This window comes from Gemmiger formicilis, from assembly GCF_016900095.1.
GTDB lineage: Bacteria > Bacillota > Clostridia > Oscillospirales > Ruminococcaceae > Gemmiger > Gemmiger formicilis_A.
Window position 1 is genome coordinate 43,032 of the sequence record NZ_JACJJP010000010.1, and the last position, 17,661, is coordinate 60,692.

Genomic DNA, 17,661 nt, shown 5'->3' on the forward strand with positions numbered 1-17,661 from the left:
TGGCCCTGTCACGGCGGTTTTTGGTTTTTCTTCTCTCACAGGCGGTTTTTGTCGCCCCATTCGCACATACCGTCCAGAATGGGAATCAGGGACTTACCCCGTTCGGTCAGGCTGTATTCCACTTTTGGGGGAATCTGGGGGTATTCCTCCCGGTGGACCAGCTGATCGGCTTCCAGTTCTTTCAGGGTGGCGCTGAGGGTTTTGTAGGAGATGCTGCCGATATACTTTTTCATCTCGTTGAACCGCACCACCCCGAATTCCATCAGGGTGTACAGTACGGTCATCTTGTATTTTCCGTTGATCAGGGAAAGGGTGTAGCTGAATCCCGTTGTCCCCAGACATTCGTCGGCAATACAGCGTTTGCTCATTCCTGCCCTCCCCTTCCGGCCTGCACAAGACTTCCGCACAAGCACTCTCTGCTACTGATTATAGTCGTCCCGGCGGCCAAAGTCAATTTTGTTTCCCGAGCGCGCCGGGCCCGCCGCCCTGCTTTGTGCGCAGATGCGGCGGGCCCGACACTGTATGGGATGGAAGGAAACACAAGGACAAAAATCAGTGGATCAGCCCAGGTGATGCTGGATCACATCCAGGCAGGCGGGCCCACCGTCCGCGGCAAAGGAGATCCTGCCTGCCGGCAGAGGTGTATCCAGAATGGCGGACAGGGCCCTTTCGCCATCGTTGACGAAGAGTTCGGCGCAGTCCTTGTCCAGCACCAGGCGCAGGGTCAGCTTGCCGTCTTTGGGGGCGGCTTTGATGTGCCGGGTATGGGGCACGTCCCGCCGGCTGCCCCCGTGGCTGCGGTCAAAGGCCAGCTCGCCCCGGTCCACATCGCAGCGGATCTCGTTGTACAGAACATTGTCCGCTGCAAAGCGCAGGGTGAAACGACGGCAGTCGGGGCTTGCAGCCACATCCAGCACCACGGTCAGGTCCAGGCTGCGGCCTTCGATGCCGGGCAGCGCCACAGGCTCTTTCACCTTCACATTCCGCAGAATGGCGGTGTCGCGCCACAGGCTTTGCAGCTCCCGCACCGGCTGCTGGTACAGCCGCCCATCCTTTACCGACAGTTCCCGGGGCAGGGTCATGCGGCCGAACCAGGACCGGTGGGACGGATCATGGTTGGCGGTGGCCCAGCTCTGCATCCAGGCCACCATGATGCGGCGGCCGTCGGGGGAAAGGGTGGTCTGGGGGGCGTAGAAATCCAGGCCGTAGTCAATGGCCTGCACCTTGTGGCGGGCAAAGGCATGGGTGGCGGGGTCATAATACCCCAGCAGGGCCACGGTGCCTTCACCGGCATGGAACTCGCTGTCCTCGGTGGCGCGCATCTCCTGGGGGCTGACCAGCAGCACCTGCACCCCGTCCAGAGCGAAGAAGTCCGGGCATTCCCACATTTTGCCGTACTCGTCATGGTTGCAATCGATCACGCTCACGAACTGCCAGCTGTGGGCATCGGCGCTGCGGAACAGCAGGATGGTTCCCTGCTCCGTTTGATGGCGGTTGGAAACCACGCAGTAGTACACGCCGTCCTCGTACCAGATCTTGGGGTCCCGGAAATCCACCTCGCTGTACCCTTCCGGCAGCATATCCGCCGTGATCACCGGGTTGGCTTCGTCCTTGACAAAGTCCCGGCCGTCGCCCACGGCCACACACTGGGCCTGACGCTCCTTGTGGTCGGTGGTGGCGGGCTGCACACCGGTATACAGCAGCAGCAGACGACCGTCCGGCAGGGGCACCGCACTGCCGGAAAAACACCCGGCAGCGTCGGCGGCCATGTCCGGCGCCAGGGCACAGGGCTGGTATTCCCAGTGCAAAAGATCGTCGGTCACGGCATGGCCCCAGTGCATGGGGCCCCAGACGGTATTATACGGATGATACTGGTAAAACAGATGATACTGGCCGTTATAGTAGCAGAATCCGTTGGGATCGTTCATCCAGCCCACAAGCGGCGTCAGGTGAAAGTTCAGGCGTTCGCTTGCCGGAATCTTGGCAGCTTCCTCCCGCTCGAATTTGCGGGCGGCTTCCAGTTTACTCATATTGCGCGGCATGGGGAAGTCCTCTCTTTAATGGTGTGATGGTGTTCTGCCGCCAAAGGCCGGCGCACCGTCCGGGGGTTCCGGCCTTCGGTGCGCCGGCTGTGCGGCAAGGTGTTGGTGGGAATTATTCGGCGGTTTCCGCAGTGGCGGTCTGGGAACCTGCGTTCTGCACGTAGCGGTCGTAGGCGGCCTGGTACACTTCCAGCAGTTTGTCCATGCCGTAGCTGTTCAGGTTTTCCTTGTAGGCGGCCCAGGTTTCATCGGTGATGCCGCCGTCCCGCAGCCAGGCAGCTTCCTGCTCGGAGACAAAGCCTTCAAAGTCCACACGGTAGCGGTCGATGGTGTCCAGCTCATCCTGGGTGAACACGCAGTCGATGGGGTAGCAGGTGGTGTCGGAGACAAAGGGCATCCAGTAGTCGTACAGGTCATTCAGACGTTCCTGGGCGCGGGGTTCCATCTCAAAGGTAGTGGCGTAGTAATCGGAAAGGATCAGTTTGGGACCGGCCACTTCGCATTCGCTCTTCAGTTCGCCGGCGCTCTTGCCGTACTGGGCCTGGGCTTCCTCGTCGGTGATGCTCTGCCACAGACCGTTTTCGTCCTGCCCGGTGAAGTAAACGCCGATGGGGCCGTACTGCAGCTGCATGACGTTTTCGGGTTCATACCACTGGTCGTAGAATTTCAGCAGGTTGATGGGGCTTTCACAGGCGGAGGTGATGCACAGGTTGCCGGAGTTGATGCCGCCGCCGTCGCGCACGGTGACGTTGTGGGTGCCGTCGGGGCCGTCCAGGATGGGCAGGAAGACGTAGTCGTCGGAGTGGTCGCCCATGAGCTCCTCAATGTACCACCAGGTTGCCACGCCCACGCGGCCCTGGGAGCACTTGGCCATGTACTGGGTGTCGTCCTGGCTGAACACTTCCTGGTCGATCAGGCCTTCGGCAAACCAGTCGTGGAAGTATTCCAGGGCGGCGCGGTAGTTGTCGTCATCGCTGACGAAGTTGACGGTGCCGTCCGGCTGGAGCACCATGTCCATGCAGACATCGTTGGTCCAGTTGGTGAAGCCGAAGCCGGCGTAGTAGATGTTCTGGCCCCAGCACCACTGGTCGATGCCGAAGGACATGGGGATGGTCTGGCCGGGGTCGTTGCCGTAGGTGGTGGCCATGTCGTTTTCCTTGAAGGCCACCAGCACGTCATGGAGTTCGTCCAGGGTGGTGGGCACTTCCAGGCCCAGCTCATCCAGCCAGGTCTTGTTGATCATGGAATACTGGGGAATGGTGTAGATGTTGTAGTCTTCCTCTTTGCCCACACCGGCGGTGCCCATCTGCTCCCCTGCCGGCAGGCCGTAGATGCAGCCGTCGTCCATGGTGATGGCCGCCCGGATGTCCGGGTGCTCCTCCAGAATCTTGGTCAGGTTGGGCATGTACTCTTCGGTGATGTAGGGGGTCAGATCAATGAAGGTTCCGTCCTCGCCGTAGTTGGTCATCTCGTAGTTGGAGAATCCCACCGCGTTGAAGGCGTCCGGCAGGTCGTTGCCCGCAATGCGGATGTTGACCTGCTCCGAGAGAGAGTCGCTCATGGTCTCCCAGGTGATGGAGATGCCGGCGTTCTCTGCCATGGCATTGAGAACTTCGTTGTCATCATAGCCGCCGGACAAAGCCGAGATACCGCTGATGATGTTGAACTCGGTCTGGTCCACGTTGGTGTTGACCACGCCGGGCTCGGTCTTGTTGGTGCTTCCGCCGCCGCAGCCGGCCAGGCTGGCGGTGACACCGGCCAGCGCAACCAACGCGCCGATCCGTTTGGCAAATGTTTTCATGGTTTTCCTCCTTTTATATAAGTAAGACGACATAACGGGTCAACCCTTGACGGCACCGGCCATAAAGCCCTGCTCGAAGTATTTCTGCACGAAGGGGTAGATGATGAGCATGGGAGCCGCCGCCACAATGATGGAGCCGAACTTGATGGATTCGGTCAGCTTGTTCAGTTCGGCATAACCGCCGGAGATCATGCTGGCCTGGGAAGCGGACGTTTCGCTGGCAATCAGGATATTGCGCAGCACCAGAGGCAGAGGCGCACGGCCTTCACCGGTCATGTAGATCAGGGCGGTGAACCAGTCGTTCCAGTAGGCCACCATGCTGAACACCACCATAACGGCCATGATGGGACGGGACAGGGGGATGATGATGTCCCAGAAGATGCGCAGCTTGGAGGCACCGTCGATTTCGGCCGCCTCTTTCAGTTCTTTGGGGATGCTGGTTTCAAAGTAGTTGCGGGCGATGATCATGTTGGACACCGCCACGCCGCCGGGCAGGAACATGGCGAAGATGGTGTTGATCAGGCCGGTGTCCCGGACAACGAGGTAGGTGGGGATCAGGCCGCCGCCGAAGTACATGGTGATGACAAAGAAGATGTTGAAGAACTTGCGGCCCGGCAGATCCGGGTTGGACAGCGGGTAGGCGGTGATGTAGATCATGACCACCGAGAAGATGGTGCCCACCACGGTGTATTTGATGCTGTTCCAGTAGCCCACCAGGATGCTGTCGTCGGAGAAGACGGCGGCGTATCCGTCCAGGGTGAACTGGCTGGGCAGCAAAAATGTTTTGCCGGCATACACGTCATACGGGTCGGAGAAGGAGGCCACCAGAATGTAATACAGCGGGTAGGCCACCAGAAGCATGATGACGACGCTGAGCACCACCAGGATCACGTCGCTGGCCTTGTCCGAAAGACCGCCGGGGCGTTTGCCCTCCGCCTTGGTTTTGGCTGACATGGCTGTTTCCTCCTTTACACGAACTGGACGTCGCCGGCCTTTTTGGCAATGCGGCTGACGATGATAAGCAGGACAATGTTCACCGCCGTGTTGAACAGACCGATGGCCGTGGAGTAACTGTACTCGGCGCCCAGAATACCTTGTTCGTACACATAGACGGCGATGATATCGCTGACGGACTTGTTCAGGTCGGTCTGCAGCAGGTAAACCTTTTCAAAGCCCACGTTCATCAGGTTGGAAGCGCTGAGGATCAGCTGCAGCACCGCCATGGGGATCAGGGCCGGCAGGTCGATGTGCAGGATGCGCTGGAACACCGAAGCGCCGTCCACCTTGGCCGCCTCGTACAGGGAGGTGTCCACGCTGGAAAGGGTGGCCAGGTAGATGATGGTGCCCCAGCCGGCTTCCTGCCAGATGCCGGAAGCGATGTAGATGGTGCGGAACATGGAGCTCTGGTTGATGAAGTCGATGCTGGTGCCCAGCAGCAGGTTGATCAGACCGCCGGAGGGGCTGAGGAAGATGCGCAGCATGCCGCAGATGATCATGGTGGAGATGAAGTGCGGGGCGTACAGGACGGTCTGCACAACCCGCTTGAGTTTGTGGAACCGCAGCTGGTTGAGGGCCAGGGCCAGAATGATGGGCACCGGGAAGCTCCACAGCAGGCTGTACAGGCTGAGCAGCACCGTGTTGATGATCATACGGCCGCAGTTGGGAGAGGTAAAGAACCGCTCGAACCATTCAAACCCTACCCATTCACTGCCCCAGATGCCCCGGCTGGCTTTGAAGTCGCGGAAGGCAATCTGGATACCGTACATGGGACCGTACTTGTACACAATGGTGATGATGACCGGGATCAGAAGCAGCAGATACAGCTGCCAGTTTTCCGCCAGGCGCATCTTGAGCGGTTTGCGGTGGACCGGCGGGGCCGGGTCCCTCTTTTTGCCGAAAGAGAACCGCTTTTGGGCTTTGGCGGCCGCAGATGGGTTGCTCATGGGATTTCCTCCTTTTCTTGTGTTTGCGGGCGGGACGGCGGAGAAGGCTTCCGCCGTTTTCGTGAATCGTTTCACGCTTTTCGTGAAATCAAAATAACACGTTTTCGGGACAACGTCAATAGAAATCCGGAAAAAATCAGAGGGCCATTCAACATTTTGGCGTGTTCAACAAAGGAGTGTCGATGTTTTTTGTACATTTCACCAGAGCGGGCCGGGGTCGCCCCACCGCATTCCTTTCATGAAAAATATGATAATTTTCATGAAATATATTTACTTTTCATATTCTTCATGCTACAATAAACACAACAAGACCGGCGGATGCCCAGCGGTTTGCCTTTACAGTCCCCTATTCTTTTTATAACAGGAACCGTTGTCCGCATGCCGTCCGCCATTTTTTTCCAAAAGGAGGGTTTTCATGCGCAGCAAACAAGCCACCACCATGAGCGACGTTGCCAGAGAAGCCGGGGTCGCCCTGGGCACCGTTTCCAAAGTACTGAACGGCCGGCCGGTGGGGGAAGAATACCGCCTGAAGGTCGAGGCCGCCGTCAAGAAGCTGGATTACCAGATCAACCCCAGTGCCAAGGCGCTGAAAAGCAACCGCAGCGGGTTCATTGCCTTCATTGTGCCGGACACCACCACCCCCTTTTTCGCCCTGCTGACCCAATATGTGAATCTTTCGCTGGAAAAGCGGGGGTATAAGATGATGCTCTGCTTCACCGGGCGGGATTCGGTCCGGGAACAGGAATTCATCCGCATGGTACACCGGCACCAGGCCGACGGCATCATCGCCCTGACCTACACCCCCGACCTGCAGATTCCGGCCGGCATCCCCTTTGTGACCATCGACCGCTTTTTCAGCGTGGACGTGCCCTGCATCGCTTCCGACAATTTCGGCGGCGGGCGGCTGGCCGCCCAGAAACTGGCGGAGCTGGGCTGCAAGCGGCTGGCCTGCCTGCGCATCGGCTCCGCCCTGGTCAACGAGCCCAGCAAGCGCAAGGACGGATTTGTCAGCGGCTGCATGGAGCTGGGCATTCCTTTTGAAGTGTGCAACCTGCCCGACGGCTCTCCCCTGTCCGCCTTTGAGGTCTTTTTGAAAAAGAGCATCCTGCACGCCGACCCGCCCCTGGACGGCGTCTTCTGCGGCAACGATCTGCAGGCCTGGCAGGTGGTCAACATCCTGCGCCGGATGGGCTGCCGTGTGCCGGAGGACGTGCAGGTCATCGGCTTTGACGGCACCCGCATGTTCGGCAACCAGGATTACATCTGCTCCACCATCGTGCAGCCGGTGCCTGATCTGGCAGAAACCGCGGTGAGCATGGTGCTTTCCAACGATTTCAAGGGCCTGCCCCCTCTGATCTGTCTGCCGGTGCGCTACCAGCCCGGCGGCACCACCCGGGACAGCAAAACGGAGGCATGACAAGGATGGCGTTCAATCTGTTTCGTCCTTTCGGCAACGAGGAACCCCGGCGGGATGCCCGGGGGCGTCTGGTGGGCATCGACCGCTACCAGGACGTGCTGGGCCGCAACTGGAAAAGGTTTCTGCTTTCCGGCCTGTGCACCCTGGCGGGTTTTCTGCCCTTTGCGGCAGGGGTGACCTATGCCATCCTCAGCAGCAGCGTGCTGGTGCTGCTGCCGGCGGGGATTCTGGGCGGCGCCGTGGCCGGGCCCTTTCTGGCCGGCCTGTACGACACCGTCCTGCGCGCTTTGCGGGACGCCCCCGGCAGCTGGGGAGAGAATTACCGCAAAGCGCTGCGCCAGAACTGGCGCGGCGCCCTGCTGCCCGGCGCCCTTACCGGGCTGTTCCTGGCCACCGGCGCCTTTGCGGGCATGATGCTGTTTGCCTGGTCGGCGGTATGGCCTTCGGTGGGCACCATCTGCATCTACCTGTTCAGCTGGCTGCTGTTCTTTGCCATCTCCACCCTGTACTGGCCCCAGTTTGTCCTGTTTGAGCAGAGCAACCTGGTCCGGCTGCGCAACCTTCTGCTGCTGGCCCTCACCTACTTCTGGCGGGTGCTGGGCACCGCCGCCCTGCAGCTGGCGTTTTGGCTGCTGATGGTGCTGTTTGCCCCCTGGACGCTGCTTTTGCTGCCGGTGGCGGCCATCTGGTTCATTGTGTTCGAAACCCTGTTTCTGCTGTACGACGATCTGGAGAAGGCCTTCCATTTGGAAGAACAGATTGCCGAACAGTTTCCCGACCAACCCGTGCGGCGGGACTGACCGCCCACGCGTTCCCATCACAGAAAAAGGAGATTTTGACTATGTATGATGTTGTTGCTCTGGGCGAACTGCTCATCGATTTTGCCCCCGTATCCACCGACGAATCCGGCTATCCCACCATCAAGGCCCAGCCCGGCGGCGCACCGGGCAACTTTCTGGCGGCTCTGCAGAAGTACGGCTGCTCCACGGCCCTGATCGGCAAGGTGGGGGCGGACAGTTTCGGCAAGCTGCTCCTGGGCACCATGACCGAAAAGGGCATTTCCACCCAAGGGATCATCACCGACCCCACTGTGTTCACCACCCTGGCCTTTGTCACCCTGGACGCCACCGGCAACCGGGAATTCAGCTTTGCCCGCAAGCCCGGCGCCGACACCTGCCTGACCGCCGAGGAGGTTCCTTATGATCTGCTGGACGGATGCTCGGTCTTCCACTTCGGCACCCTGAGCCTGACCAGCGAACCGGCCCGCACCGCCACCCGCAAAGCCGTGGCCTACGCCAAGGAACATGGCAAGCTCATCAGCTTTGACCCCAACCTGCGCAAGCCCCTGTGGCCCAACGACGAAGCCGCCAAGGAACAGATGGAGTGGGGGCTGCATCAGTCCGATATTGTGAAGATCAGCGACGAGGAGATCGAGTTTCTGTGGGGGCTGTCCCCCGAGGAAGGGGCCCAGAAACTGCTGAATGAGTACGGTGTGCGCCTGGTCTACGCCACCCTGGGCCCCAAGGGCTGCCATTTTGCCAACCGCAACGGCTGCGGCGAGGTGGCCAGCCCCGCCGGGATCCACGTGGTGGACACCACCGGCGCCGGGGATATTTTCGGCGGCAGCGCCATGAGCCGGTTCCTGCGCCTTGCCAAGGCACCGGAAGAGCTGACCGTGGAGGAGATGCGGGCCGTTACCCGGTTTGCCTGCTGCGCGGCATCCCTGTCCACCCAGACCCACGGCGGCATCAACAGTGTGCCGGAGGAAGCGGCCGTAGAAGCCATTGTGTAAGTTCCGGGCAACATTTGCCTCATTTTTTGAGGAATTCCCCTCAGTATGACGGTTTTCGACCTCGGACAAGCCCTTCCTGCCATTGAAATTCCAACGAGAATATGCTAATATTTGTCATAGCATCCAAAATTTGCGGAAAAGCTTCCGTTTTTTCCGTATGGGATGCCCGCATTCCCCGTGTAAGAATGCCCCGAAAAAGCCGTGCATGGCACGGCTGGCGCGGGATATCGTTGAAGGAAGAATCGAAAGGACACGATGTTATGGCACAGAAGAAAGCGCATCCGAAAAAGCCGGTGAGCAAGGCGAAAGCCGCCCCGGCTGTTGCGGCCAAGCCTGTGGCTGAGGAGAAAACCGAACCCGCCCCCAAGAAGGCGGAACCCGCTGCCGAAAAGGCGGCGCCTGCCCCCAAGAAGGCAGAGCCTGTGACCGAAAAGGCGGCGCCCGCCCCCAAGAAGGCAGAGCCTGTTGCCGAAAAGGCAGCTCCCGCCCCCAAGAAGGCAGAACCCGCTGCCGAAAAGGCGGTACCCATCCCCAAGAAAGCAAAGCCTGCCCCCAAGAAGGCAGAACCCGCTGCCGAAAAGGCGGTACCCGCCCCCAAGAAAGCAAAGCCCGCTGCCAAGAAAAAGCCTGCCGCCAAGAAAGCGACTCCGGCCCCTGCCACCGAAGAGCCGAAGCCTGTTGTGGAAGAACCGGCGCCCGTTGTGGCGGAACCGGTGCAGCCGAAGGAGGAAGCACCTATGGAACAGCAGTATGACACGCCCCGCAGAAGCGTGGCGTTTATCGGTTCGGAATGTCATCCCTTTGTGAAGACCGGCGGTCTGGGCGACGTGATGTATGCCCTGCCCCGGGAACTGGTCAAGCAGAATTGCGATGTGCGGGTGATTCTGCCCCGGTACGCCTGCATCCCGCAGAAGTACCAGGACCAGATGGTCTACCGCGGCGAATTTTACATGGACCTGGGCGAGACCGGCCGCAACTACTACGTGGGCATCATGGAATACGTCCATGACGGCGTGGTGTACGACTTCATCGACAACCAGGAATTCTTCTCCGCCGGCAACCCCTATATCGGCCTGGTGGATGACATCCCCAAATACTGCTTCTTCAGCAAGGCAGCGCTGGCGGCCCTGAACTGGATGAACTGGATTCCCGATGTGATCCACTGCCATGACTGGCAGGCGGCGCTGGTGCCGGTGTATCTGCGCACCATGTTCCAGGATACCCCTGTGGGCCACGCCCAGACGGTGCTGACCATCCACAACCTGCGCTTCCAGGGCATCTACAACATCCCCACCCTGAAATACTGGACCGGCCTGCCGGACGAAGTGTTCAACATGGGCGCCATGAAGCAGGGCTACGAGGATGCCAATATGCTGAAGGCCGGTCTGGCTTACGCCGACCGCATCACCACCGTCAGCGGCACCTACGCCTGGGAGATCCAGACCCCCGAGTACGGCGAAAAGCTGGAAGATCACCTGCGCTACCACAGCTACAAGCTGCGGGGCATTGTCAACGGCATCGACTATGAGATGTGGAACCCCGCCACCGACCCGGCCCTGGCCGTGAACTACGACATCACCAACGTGCTGGACCACAAGTGGCAAAACAAGCTGGCCCTGCAGGAGGAACTGGGCCTGGTGCAGGATCAGGGCAAGTTCGTCATCGGCCTGATCTCCCGCCTGACCAACCAGAAGGGTCTGGACCTGGTCAATGCCATTGTGCCCGAGCTGATGGACGGCAACACCCAGGTGGTGGTGCTGGGCACCGGCGACAAGGAGTACGAAGACACCTTCCGCTATTACGAAAACGCCTACCGCGGCATGTTCTGTGCCTGCATCCAGTATGACGAAGCCCGCGCCCACCGCATCTATGCGGGCGCCGACGCCCTGCTGGTGCCTTCCCGCTTTGAGCCCTGCGGCCTGACCCAGCTCAACGCCATGCACTACGGCACCCTGCCCATCGTGCGGGAGACCGGCGGCCTGAAGGACACTGTGGAGCCCTACAACGTCTTCAACGGTGACGGCAACGGCTTCACCTTCGACCGCTATGACGCCGGCCTGCTGCTGGACGCCATCAACCGCGCCAAGACCGAATACTTTGTCAACCGGTATCACTGGGACGAAGTGGTCCAGCGGGATATGGCCAAGGATGTTTCCTGGGAGAATTCCGCCCGCCAGTACAAGGACCTGTACCTGGAACTGACGCCGTGGTAATGGGCTGTTCCCCTACTCTTTGACTTGGACGCAAAAGAGCGTTAAAGCCTTGCCGGGCTTTAACGCTCTTTTTGTATCTGGCCAACAGTCCGAATCCTGCCTTGGAAGCATTCGTCCTCAATTGCGAACAAAAATCCAGTAATCCGAACATCCGTCACTATCCGCGCCGGGTCCGGCGGCGGTATGATAAAAGCAGATTGGACACTCATTCCGGCACCGTGAACTGCCGGCGGTACGCCTGGGGCGTCAGGCCGGTCTGGGCGCGGAACACCCGGAAAAAGTAGTTGTAATCCGCAATGCCGATCCGCTGGCAGATTTCGCTGTTGGTCAGCTTGGTGGTGGTCAAAAGCTGCATGGCCCGCTGGATCCGAAGCCGCCGCACATATGTATTGATCCCGCAGCCGTAGGCCTCCTTGGAAAGCTTGTACAGGGCGGTTCGTCCCATGCCCAGGGCCGTGCAGATGCGGCGGCTGGAAAGATCCTCGGCCAGGTGGTCCGACAGGAATCGGTTGAGGGTTTCCTGAGGGCTGCCGGGCACCAGGCGGGCCATCTGTTCCCGCCACAACGCCCGGGCGGACAGCGAAAGCAGGTCGCAGGCCGCCCGCAGCAGGGTATACGGGGTGCGGGGCAGCTGCCGGTAGGCTTCATACAAGGTCTTTTCCGGGATTCCGTATCCCGCACAGAGCTCCTTGGCCCGCTGCCATTCGGCCTCCTCGTCCGCCCCCTGCACAATATGGCTCAGCAGCAGATACCCCACCACCACCCCGTCTACCTGGATGGGGGTAATGGCCTCGATGAGCCCCGCATGGCAGGGATAAATCAGGGTTTTGCCCTCCTGCCCCGCACGGCGGCAGGCCTTGCGGTCACACAGGCGGCAGCCGGTCTCCCCTTCCGGGCTGGTGCGGATCAGCCGGCAGTAGGCGGGCAGTTCTGCCGGGTAGGAAAGGATGTCCATGCCCCATTCGTCAAACACCACGGTGCGCAGGCCGGTCAGCTCATAAAAGTCCCGCAGCAGCACCAGCAGTTCTTCCTTGTCAAAGACGGCACGCAATGCCTTTTCCCCCTTCCCTTTTTCTGTATTGTAAGATGGTGCTCCGGCGCTGTCAATCGCAAACTTCCACAAATTCCACAGGCGGTGATACCATGAACAGAACCGAACAAAAATCCACTGCGCTGGGCCTGGAACTGGGTTCCACCCGCATCAAGGCGGTGCTGATTGCCCCGGACGGCACCGTGCTGGCCAGCGGCGCCCACGACTGGGAAAACCGGTACGAGGACGGCTACTGGACCTACCACATGGACGAAGTGTGGGCGGGTATACAGGATGCCTACCGAAACCTGGCCGGGGACTACGCCAAAATCTACGGCGAACCCCTGACCACGGTGGGTGCCATGGGTGTTTCGGCCATGATGCACGGCTATCTGCCCTTTGACAAAAACGGCAACCAGCTGGCAGCCTTCCGCACCTGGCGCAACACCACCACCGGCCCCGCGGCCGAAGTCCTGACCGAGCGTTTCCACTTCAACATTCCTCAGCGCTGGAGCGTGGCCCATCTCTACCAGGCCATCCTTAACGGGGAAGACCATGTGAAAGATATTGCCTTTCTGACCACCCTGGCCGGGTATGTACACTGGAAGCTTACCGGCAAAAAAGTGCTGGGCATCGGGGATGCTTCCGGCATCTTTCCCATCGACAGCAATACCTGCGACTATGACGCCGCCATGATGGATTCCTTTGACCAACTGCCGGAGAGCGCCCGCCTGCCTTACCGGCTGCGGGATATTCTGCCCCGGGTACTCTGCGCCGGCGAGGACGCGGGCGTTCTGACCGAAGAAGGAGCCCATCTGCTGGACCCCACCGGCACTTTGTCCCCGGGGGTGTCCCTCTGCCCGCCGGAGGGCGACGCCGGCACCGGCATGGCCGCCACCAACACGGTGGCCATGCGCACCGGCAACGTGAGCGCCGGCACCTCCATCTTTGCCATGGTGGTGCTGGAAAAGCCCCTGCAAAAGGTCTACCCCGAAATCGACCTGGTCACCACCCCCGACGGCGCCCCGGTGGCCATGGTCCACTGCAACAACTGCACCAGCGACCTGAACGCCTGGGTGAATCTGTTCGGGCAGGTAGCAGCACTGTGCGGGGCAGAAATTCCGACCTCCGAGCTGTTTCCCCGGCTGTTCGCCGCCTCGCTGGAAGGGGCGCCGGACTGCGGCGGACTGGTGCCGGTGAACTACTATTCCGGCGAAGGCGTGACCCACTTTGACGCGGGCCATCCGATGCTACTGCGCAGCGCCCAGAGCGCCTTCACCCTGCCCAACCTCATGCGGGCCCACATCTACTCCGCCATGGCCACCCTCAAGATCGGGCTGGACATCCTGCAGGGCGAGAAGGTGGCGGTGGACCGTCTGCTGGGTCACGGCGGCCTGTTCAAGACCCCCGGGGTGGCCCAGCGGTATCTGGCCGCGGCGGCCCGGGCACCGGTCACCGTGATGCAGACCGCCGGAGAGGGCGGCCCCTACGGCATGGCCCTGCTGGCCGGGTACCGCCTGGCGGTGCTGGAAGGCTGCCCGCTGCATCTGGCCGACTATCTGCAGCAAAGGATTTTTGCCGATGCCCCCGGTTCCACCCTGGCGCCGGACGATGCCGATGTAGCCGGGTTTGCCGCTTTTCTGGAACGATACAAGGCTGCCCTGCACGCAGAGCGGGCCGCCGTGGAACATCTGTAAAGGAGGAAATTTCATGCAGTACGAATTTTGGTTTGTGGTGGGCAGTCAGTTTCTGTATGGCCCCGAAGTGCTGGAGACGGTGGCACACCGCGCCGCCGAGATGGCCGAGGTGCTGAACGCCTCCGGCAATCTGCCCTGCAAACTGGTGTACAAGGTCACGGCCAAGACCAACAAGGAGATTGCCGACGTGGTGCGGGAAGCCAACTACGACCCCCACTGCGCGGGCATCGTGACCTGGTGCCACACCTTCAGCCCCAGCAAGATGTGGATCAACGGCTTTGTGAACCTGCAGAAGCCCTACTGCCATTTTGCCACCCAGTACAACCGGGAGATTCCCAACGAAGAGATCGACATGGATTTCATGAACCTGAACCAGGCCGCCCACGGGGACCGGGAACACGGGTTCATCGCCGCCCGGCTGCGCATGCCCCGCAAGATCATTGCCGGGTACTGGCAGGATGAGGAGGTCCAGAAGCGTCTGGGCCGCTGGATGCGCACCGCCGTGGGCGTGGCGGTCTCCCGGGATCTCAAGGTCATGCGCTTCGGTGACAACATGCGGGAAGTGGCTGTCACCGAGGGCGACAAGGTAGAAGTGCAGGCCAAGCTGGGCTGGCAGGTGAACACCTGGGCAGTGGGCGACCTGGTGAAGGTGATGCATGAAGTCACCGACGCCGAGATCGACGCCCTGATGGAGGTCTACCGCGCCAACTACGACTTTGCCACCGACGATATCGACGCCGTGCGCTACCAGGCCCGGGAGGAAATTGCCATCAAGAAGATGCTGGACGCGGAAGAGTGCAAGGCATTCTCCAACACCTTCCAGGACCTGTACGGCATGGAACAGCTGCCGGGTCTGGCCAGCCAGCACCTGATGGCCCAGGGCTACGGCTACGGCGGCGAGGGCGACTGGAAGGTGGCCGCCATGACCGCCATCCTGAAAGCCATGGGCGAGGGCGGCAACGGCTGCTCGCTGTTCATGGAGGACTACACCTACAACCTGGTACCCGGGGCGGAGTACAGCCTGGGCGCCCACATGCTGGAAGTCTGCCCCTGCTGCGCGGCCCAGCGGCCCCGCATCGAGACCCACCCCCTGGGCATCGGCATGAACGAGAAGGACCCTGCCCGGCTGGTGTTTGAGGGCAAGCCCGGCAAGGCCATTGTGGTGAGCCTGATCGATATGGGCGGCCGTCTGCGGCTGATCTGCCAGGACATCGAGTGCGTGAAACCCATCCTGCCCATGCCCAACCTGCCGGTGGCCCGGGTGATGTGGAAGGCCCTGCCCAGCCTGACAACCGGGGTGGAATGCTGGATCACCGCGGGCGGTGCCCACCACACGGTGCTGAGCTACGACGTCACTGCCGAGCAGATGCACGACTGGGCCAACATGATGGACATTGAGTTTGTCCACATCGGCAAGGACACCACCCCCGAAAGCCTGGAACACGATCTGTTCCTGGCAGACCTGGCCTGGAAGCTGAAATAAAGGAACCGGTCCGGAAAAGGACCTTCAACGCAAAAGGAGCGAACCACCATGAAATTCTATATTGATACCGCCAACGTGGACGAAATCCGCAAAGCCAACGACATGGGCATCATTGCGGGCGTGACCACCAACCCCAGCCTGATTGCCAAGGAAGGCCGTGATTATGCCGAAACTCTGGCCGAGATCGCCACCATCGTGGACGGCCCCATTTCCGGCGAGGTCAAGGCCACCACCACCGACGCCGAAACCATGGTCAAGGAAGGCGAGGCTATCTACGCCCTGGACCCCAAGCATATGGTGGTCAAGATTCCCATGACCGCCGAGGGCCTCAAGGCCATCAAGATGCTGTCTGCCAAGGGCATTCCCACCAACTGCACCCTGATCTTCAGCGCCAACCAGGCGCTGCTGGCGGCCCGGGCCGGTGCCACCTACGTCAGCCCCTTCCTGGGGCGGCTGGATGACATTTCCCAGCACGGCATTGAGCTGGTGGAAAACATCCACGATATGTTTTTGAACTATCCCGACATCCAGACCCAGATCATCGCCGCCAGCGTGCGCAACCCCATGCACGTGACCGACTGCGCCCTGGCCGGGGCGGACATTGCCACGGTGCCCTACAAGGTGCTGGAACAGATGATCCACCACCCCCTGACCGACGCGGGCATTGAGAAGTTCAAGGCAGACTACATCAAGGTCTTCGGCGAGTAAGCTTTGTCCCTCGCTTTGTATTTTCACGGACAGAAAAATGGCGGCAGCCGGCGGAAAATCTTTTTCGCCGGCTGCTTTGTTGTAGGGTGACAGAACGGGATTCCCGTATTATAATAAAAAGATAAGCCTTTTACACCTCCAGGAAAGTGAGCGATGCATCTTCCATGAACAAGACACCGGACAAAGAATACTTATTTGAAAGCATGCCGGTTCCCAGTGCCGTTATGCAGCTGTCTCTCCCCATCGTGATCAGTTCCCTGGTCACCATCCTGTACAACCTGGCAGACACCTTTTTCGTCGGTATGCTCAACGACCCCGTGCAGAACGCCGCGGTCACCCTGGTGTATCCGGTGACCCTGGCCTTCAACGCCGTCAACAACCTGTTCGGTGTAGGTGTGTCCAGTGCTATGAGCCGGAATCTGGGCGCCAGGGAATACGAACAGGTGCGCACCTGTTCCGCCTTCGGCTTTTACGGCGCCTTTGTCAGCGGGCTGTTGTTTTCAGCGCTGTGCACCCTGCTGCACACCCCGCTTCTGGCCCTGCTGGGCACTGACGCCCAGACCCTGAACGCCACCATGGGGTACATGCGCTGGACGGTATGGTTTGGCGCCCTGCCCGCCATCCTGAACGTGGTACAAAGCTACATGGTGCGCAGCGAGGGCAGCACCCTGCACGCCAGCATCGGCACCATGAGCGGCTGTTTTCTCAACATTCTGCTGGACCCCATCTTCATCCTGCCCTGGGGGCTGAACATGGGCGCCGCCGGGGCCGGCCTGGCCACCTTCCTGTCCAACTGCGTGGCCTGCCTGTACTTCATCGTGCTGGCCCGCATCAAAAAGGGCAACACCTTCATCACCATGAACCCCCGCCAGCTGCGCAAACTGACGGTGAAACAGGTGCGCAACATTCTGGGCGTGGGCATTCCCGCCTCCATCCAGAACCTGCTCAACGTGCTGGGCACTACCATTCTGAACAACTTCACCGCCCCCTACGGCGCCGCCGCCATCGCCGCCATGGGCATCAGCCAGAAGTTGTACACGATCCCCATGCAGGTTTCCCTGGGCTTTTCCCAGGGGATCATGCCCCTGGTCAGCTACAACTACGCCAGCGGCAACCGCCAGCGGATGAAGCAGGCCATCCTGTTCGCTCTGCGCATCATTGTGTTTTCCATGCTGGTGCTCAGCGTGGTGTATTTCCTGGGCGCCCCTGCCATGATCCGTGCCTTCATGGACAGCGAGGAAATTGTGGGATACGGCACCCGTTTTCTGCGGGTTATGTGCCTGGGGTTTGTGTTCCTGTGCACCGACTTTCTGGCGGTGGGCGTATTCCAGGCCCTGGGCATGGGCCGCAACGCCCTGGTGTTCGCCATCTGCCGCAAGCTGGTGCTGGAAATACCCCTGCTGTTTGTGCTGAACTGGCTGTATCCGCTGTACGGCCTGCCTTTTGCCCCGCTGATCACCGAAGTGTTTTTGTCCTGCATGGGCATTCTGATGCTGCGGCGGATCATGCGCGAGGAAGTGCACACCTGATCCATT

The 17,661-nt window shown here is 60.5% G+C and carries 14 protein-coding genes; 8 read left to right on the forward strand and 6 right to left on the reverse strand.

What is annotated here, in order from left to right; translation table 11 throughout:
• Positions 1-35 precede the first annotated feature (35 nt).
• The 5 genes from H6B15_RS06535 to H6B15_RS06555 all read right to left on the reverse strand — a co-directional run bounded on the left by H6B15_RS06535 (position 36) and on the right by H6B15_RS06555 (position 5,786).
• Positions 36-368, reverse strand: coding sequence for a winged helix-turn-helix transcriptional regulator (locus H6B15_RS06535; RefSeq protein WP_204647193.1), 333 nt, complete (start codon positions 366-368; stop codon positions 36-38).
• Between the two features lie 192 nt (positions 369-560).
• Positions 561-2,030 carry a glycoside hydrolase family 32 protein gene (locus H6B15_RS06540; protein ID WP_204647194.1) on the reverse strand — a complete coding sequence of 490 codons (1,470 nt, stop codon included), beginning with the start codon at positions 2,028-2,030 and terminating at the stop codon, positions 561-563.
• A 124-nt stretch (positions 2,031-2,154) separates the two neighbouring features.
• Positions 2,155-3,843, reverse strand: coding sequence for an extracellular solute-binding protein (locus H6B15_RS06545; protein ID WP_204647195.1), 1,689 nt, complete (start codon positions 3,841-3,843; stop codon positions 2,155-2,157).
• A 39-nt stretch (positions 3,844-3,882) separates the two neighbouring features.
• Positions 3,883-4,797 carry a carbohydrate ABC transporter permease gene (locus H6B15_RS06550; RefSeq protein ID WP_204647196.1) on the reverse strand — a complete coding sequence of 305 codons (915 nt, stop codon included), beginning with the start codon at positions 4,795-4,797 and terminating at the stop codon, positions 3,883-3,885.
• A 14-nt stretch (positions 4,798-4,811) separates the two neighbouring features.
• Positions 4,812-5,786, reverse strand: a complete 975-nt coding sequence (locus tag H6B15_RS06555; protein WP_204647197.1) for an ABC transporter permease — start codon at positions 5,784-5,786, stop codon at positions 4,812-4,814.
• A 415-nt stretch (positions 5,787-6,201) separates the two neighbouring features.
• On the opposite strand from H6B15_RS06555, the gene H6B15_RS06560 reads away from it, so the two are divergent.
• From H6B15_RS06560 to H6B15_RS06575, 4 genes are all read left to right on the forward strand, one after another.
• Positions 6,202-7,203, forward strand: a complete 1,002-nt coding sequence (locus H6B15_RS06560; RefSeq protein WP_243424315.1) for a LacI family DNA-binding transcriptional regulator — start codon at positions 6,202-6,204, stop codon at positions 7,201-7,203.
• A gap of 5 nt (positions 7,204-7,208) precedes the next feature.
• A complete protein-coding gene (locus H6B15_RS06565) occupies positions 7,209-8,003 on the forward strand; it encodes a hypothetical protein (protein ID WP_204647198.1) in 795 nt (264 codons plus the stop codon).
• Between the two features lie 41 nt (positions 8,004-8,044).
• The gene (locus H6B15_RS06570; protein ID WP_204647199.1) at positions 8,045-8,995 is read left to right on the forward strand and encodes a carbohydrate kinase family protein; all 951 of its coding nucleotides are present in this window, start codon (positions 8,045-8,047) and stop codon (positions 8,993-8,995) included.
• Between the two features lie 260 nt (positions 8,996-9,255).
• On the forward strand, positions 9,256-11,208 hold the full coding sequence (locus H6B15_RS06575; RefSeq protein WP_204647200.1) for a glycogen synthase: 1,953 nt from the start codon (positions 9,256-9,258) through the stop codon (positions 11,206-11,208).
• Between the two features lie 205 nt (positions 11,209-11,413).
• Here H6B15_RS06575 and H6B15_RS06580 read toward each other — a convergent pair whose 3' ends face one another.
• Entirely contained in the window at positions 11,414-12,259 is an 846-nt protein-coding gene (locus H6B15_RS06580) for a PocR ligand-binding domain-containing protein (RefSeq protein WP_204647201.1), read from the reverse strand.
• A gap of 92 nt (positions 12,260-12,351) precedes the next feature.
• Here H6B15_RS06580 and H6B15_RS06585 point away from each other — a divergent pair, with 92 nt between their 5' ends.
• The 4 genes from H6B15_RS06585 (at position 12,352) to H6B15_RS06600 (ending at position 17,655) form a co-directional block, all read left to right on the forward strand.
• On the forward strand, positions 12,352-13,935 hold the full coding sequence (locus H6B15_RS06585; protein WP_204647202.1) for a xylulokinase: 1,584 nt from the start codon (positions 12,352-12,354) through the stop codon (positions 13,933-13,935).
• 13 nt (positions 13,936-13,948) lie between these two features.
• On the forward strand, positions 13,949-15,418 hold the full coding sequence (gene araA / locus H6B15_RS06590; RefSeq protein WP_204647203.1) for an L-arabinose isomerase: 1,470 nt from the start codon (positions 13,949-13,951) through the stop codon (positions 15,416-15,418).
• Positions 15,419-15,466: 48 nt separating this feature from the next.
• Entirely contained in the window at positions 15,467-16,126 is a 660-nt protein-coding gene (fsa, locus tag H6B15_RS06595; RefSeq protein WP_204647204.1) for a fructose-6-phosphate aldolase, read from the forward strand.
• Positions 16,127-16,272: 146 nt separating this feature from the next.
• Entirely contained in the window at positions 16,273-17,655 is a 1,383-nt protein-coding gene (locus tag H6B15_RS06600) for an MATE family efflux transporter (protein WP_345941947.1), read from the forward strand.
• Positions 17,656-17,661: the final 6 nt, after the last annotated feature.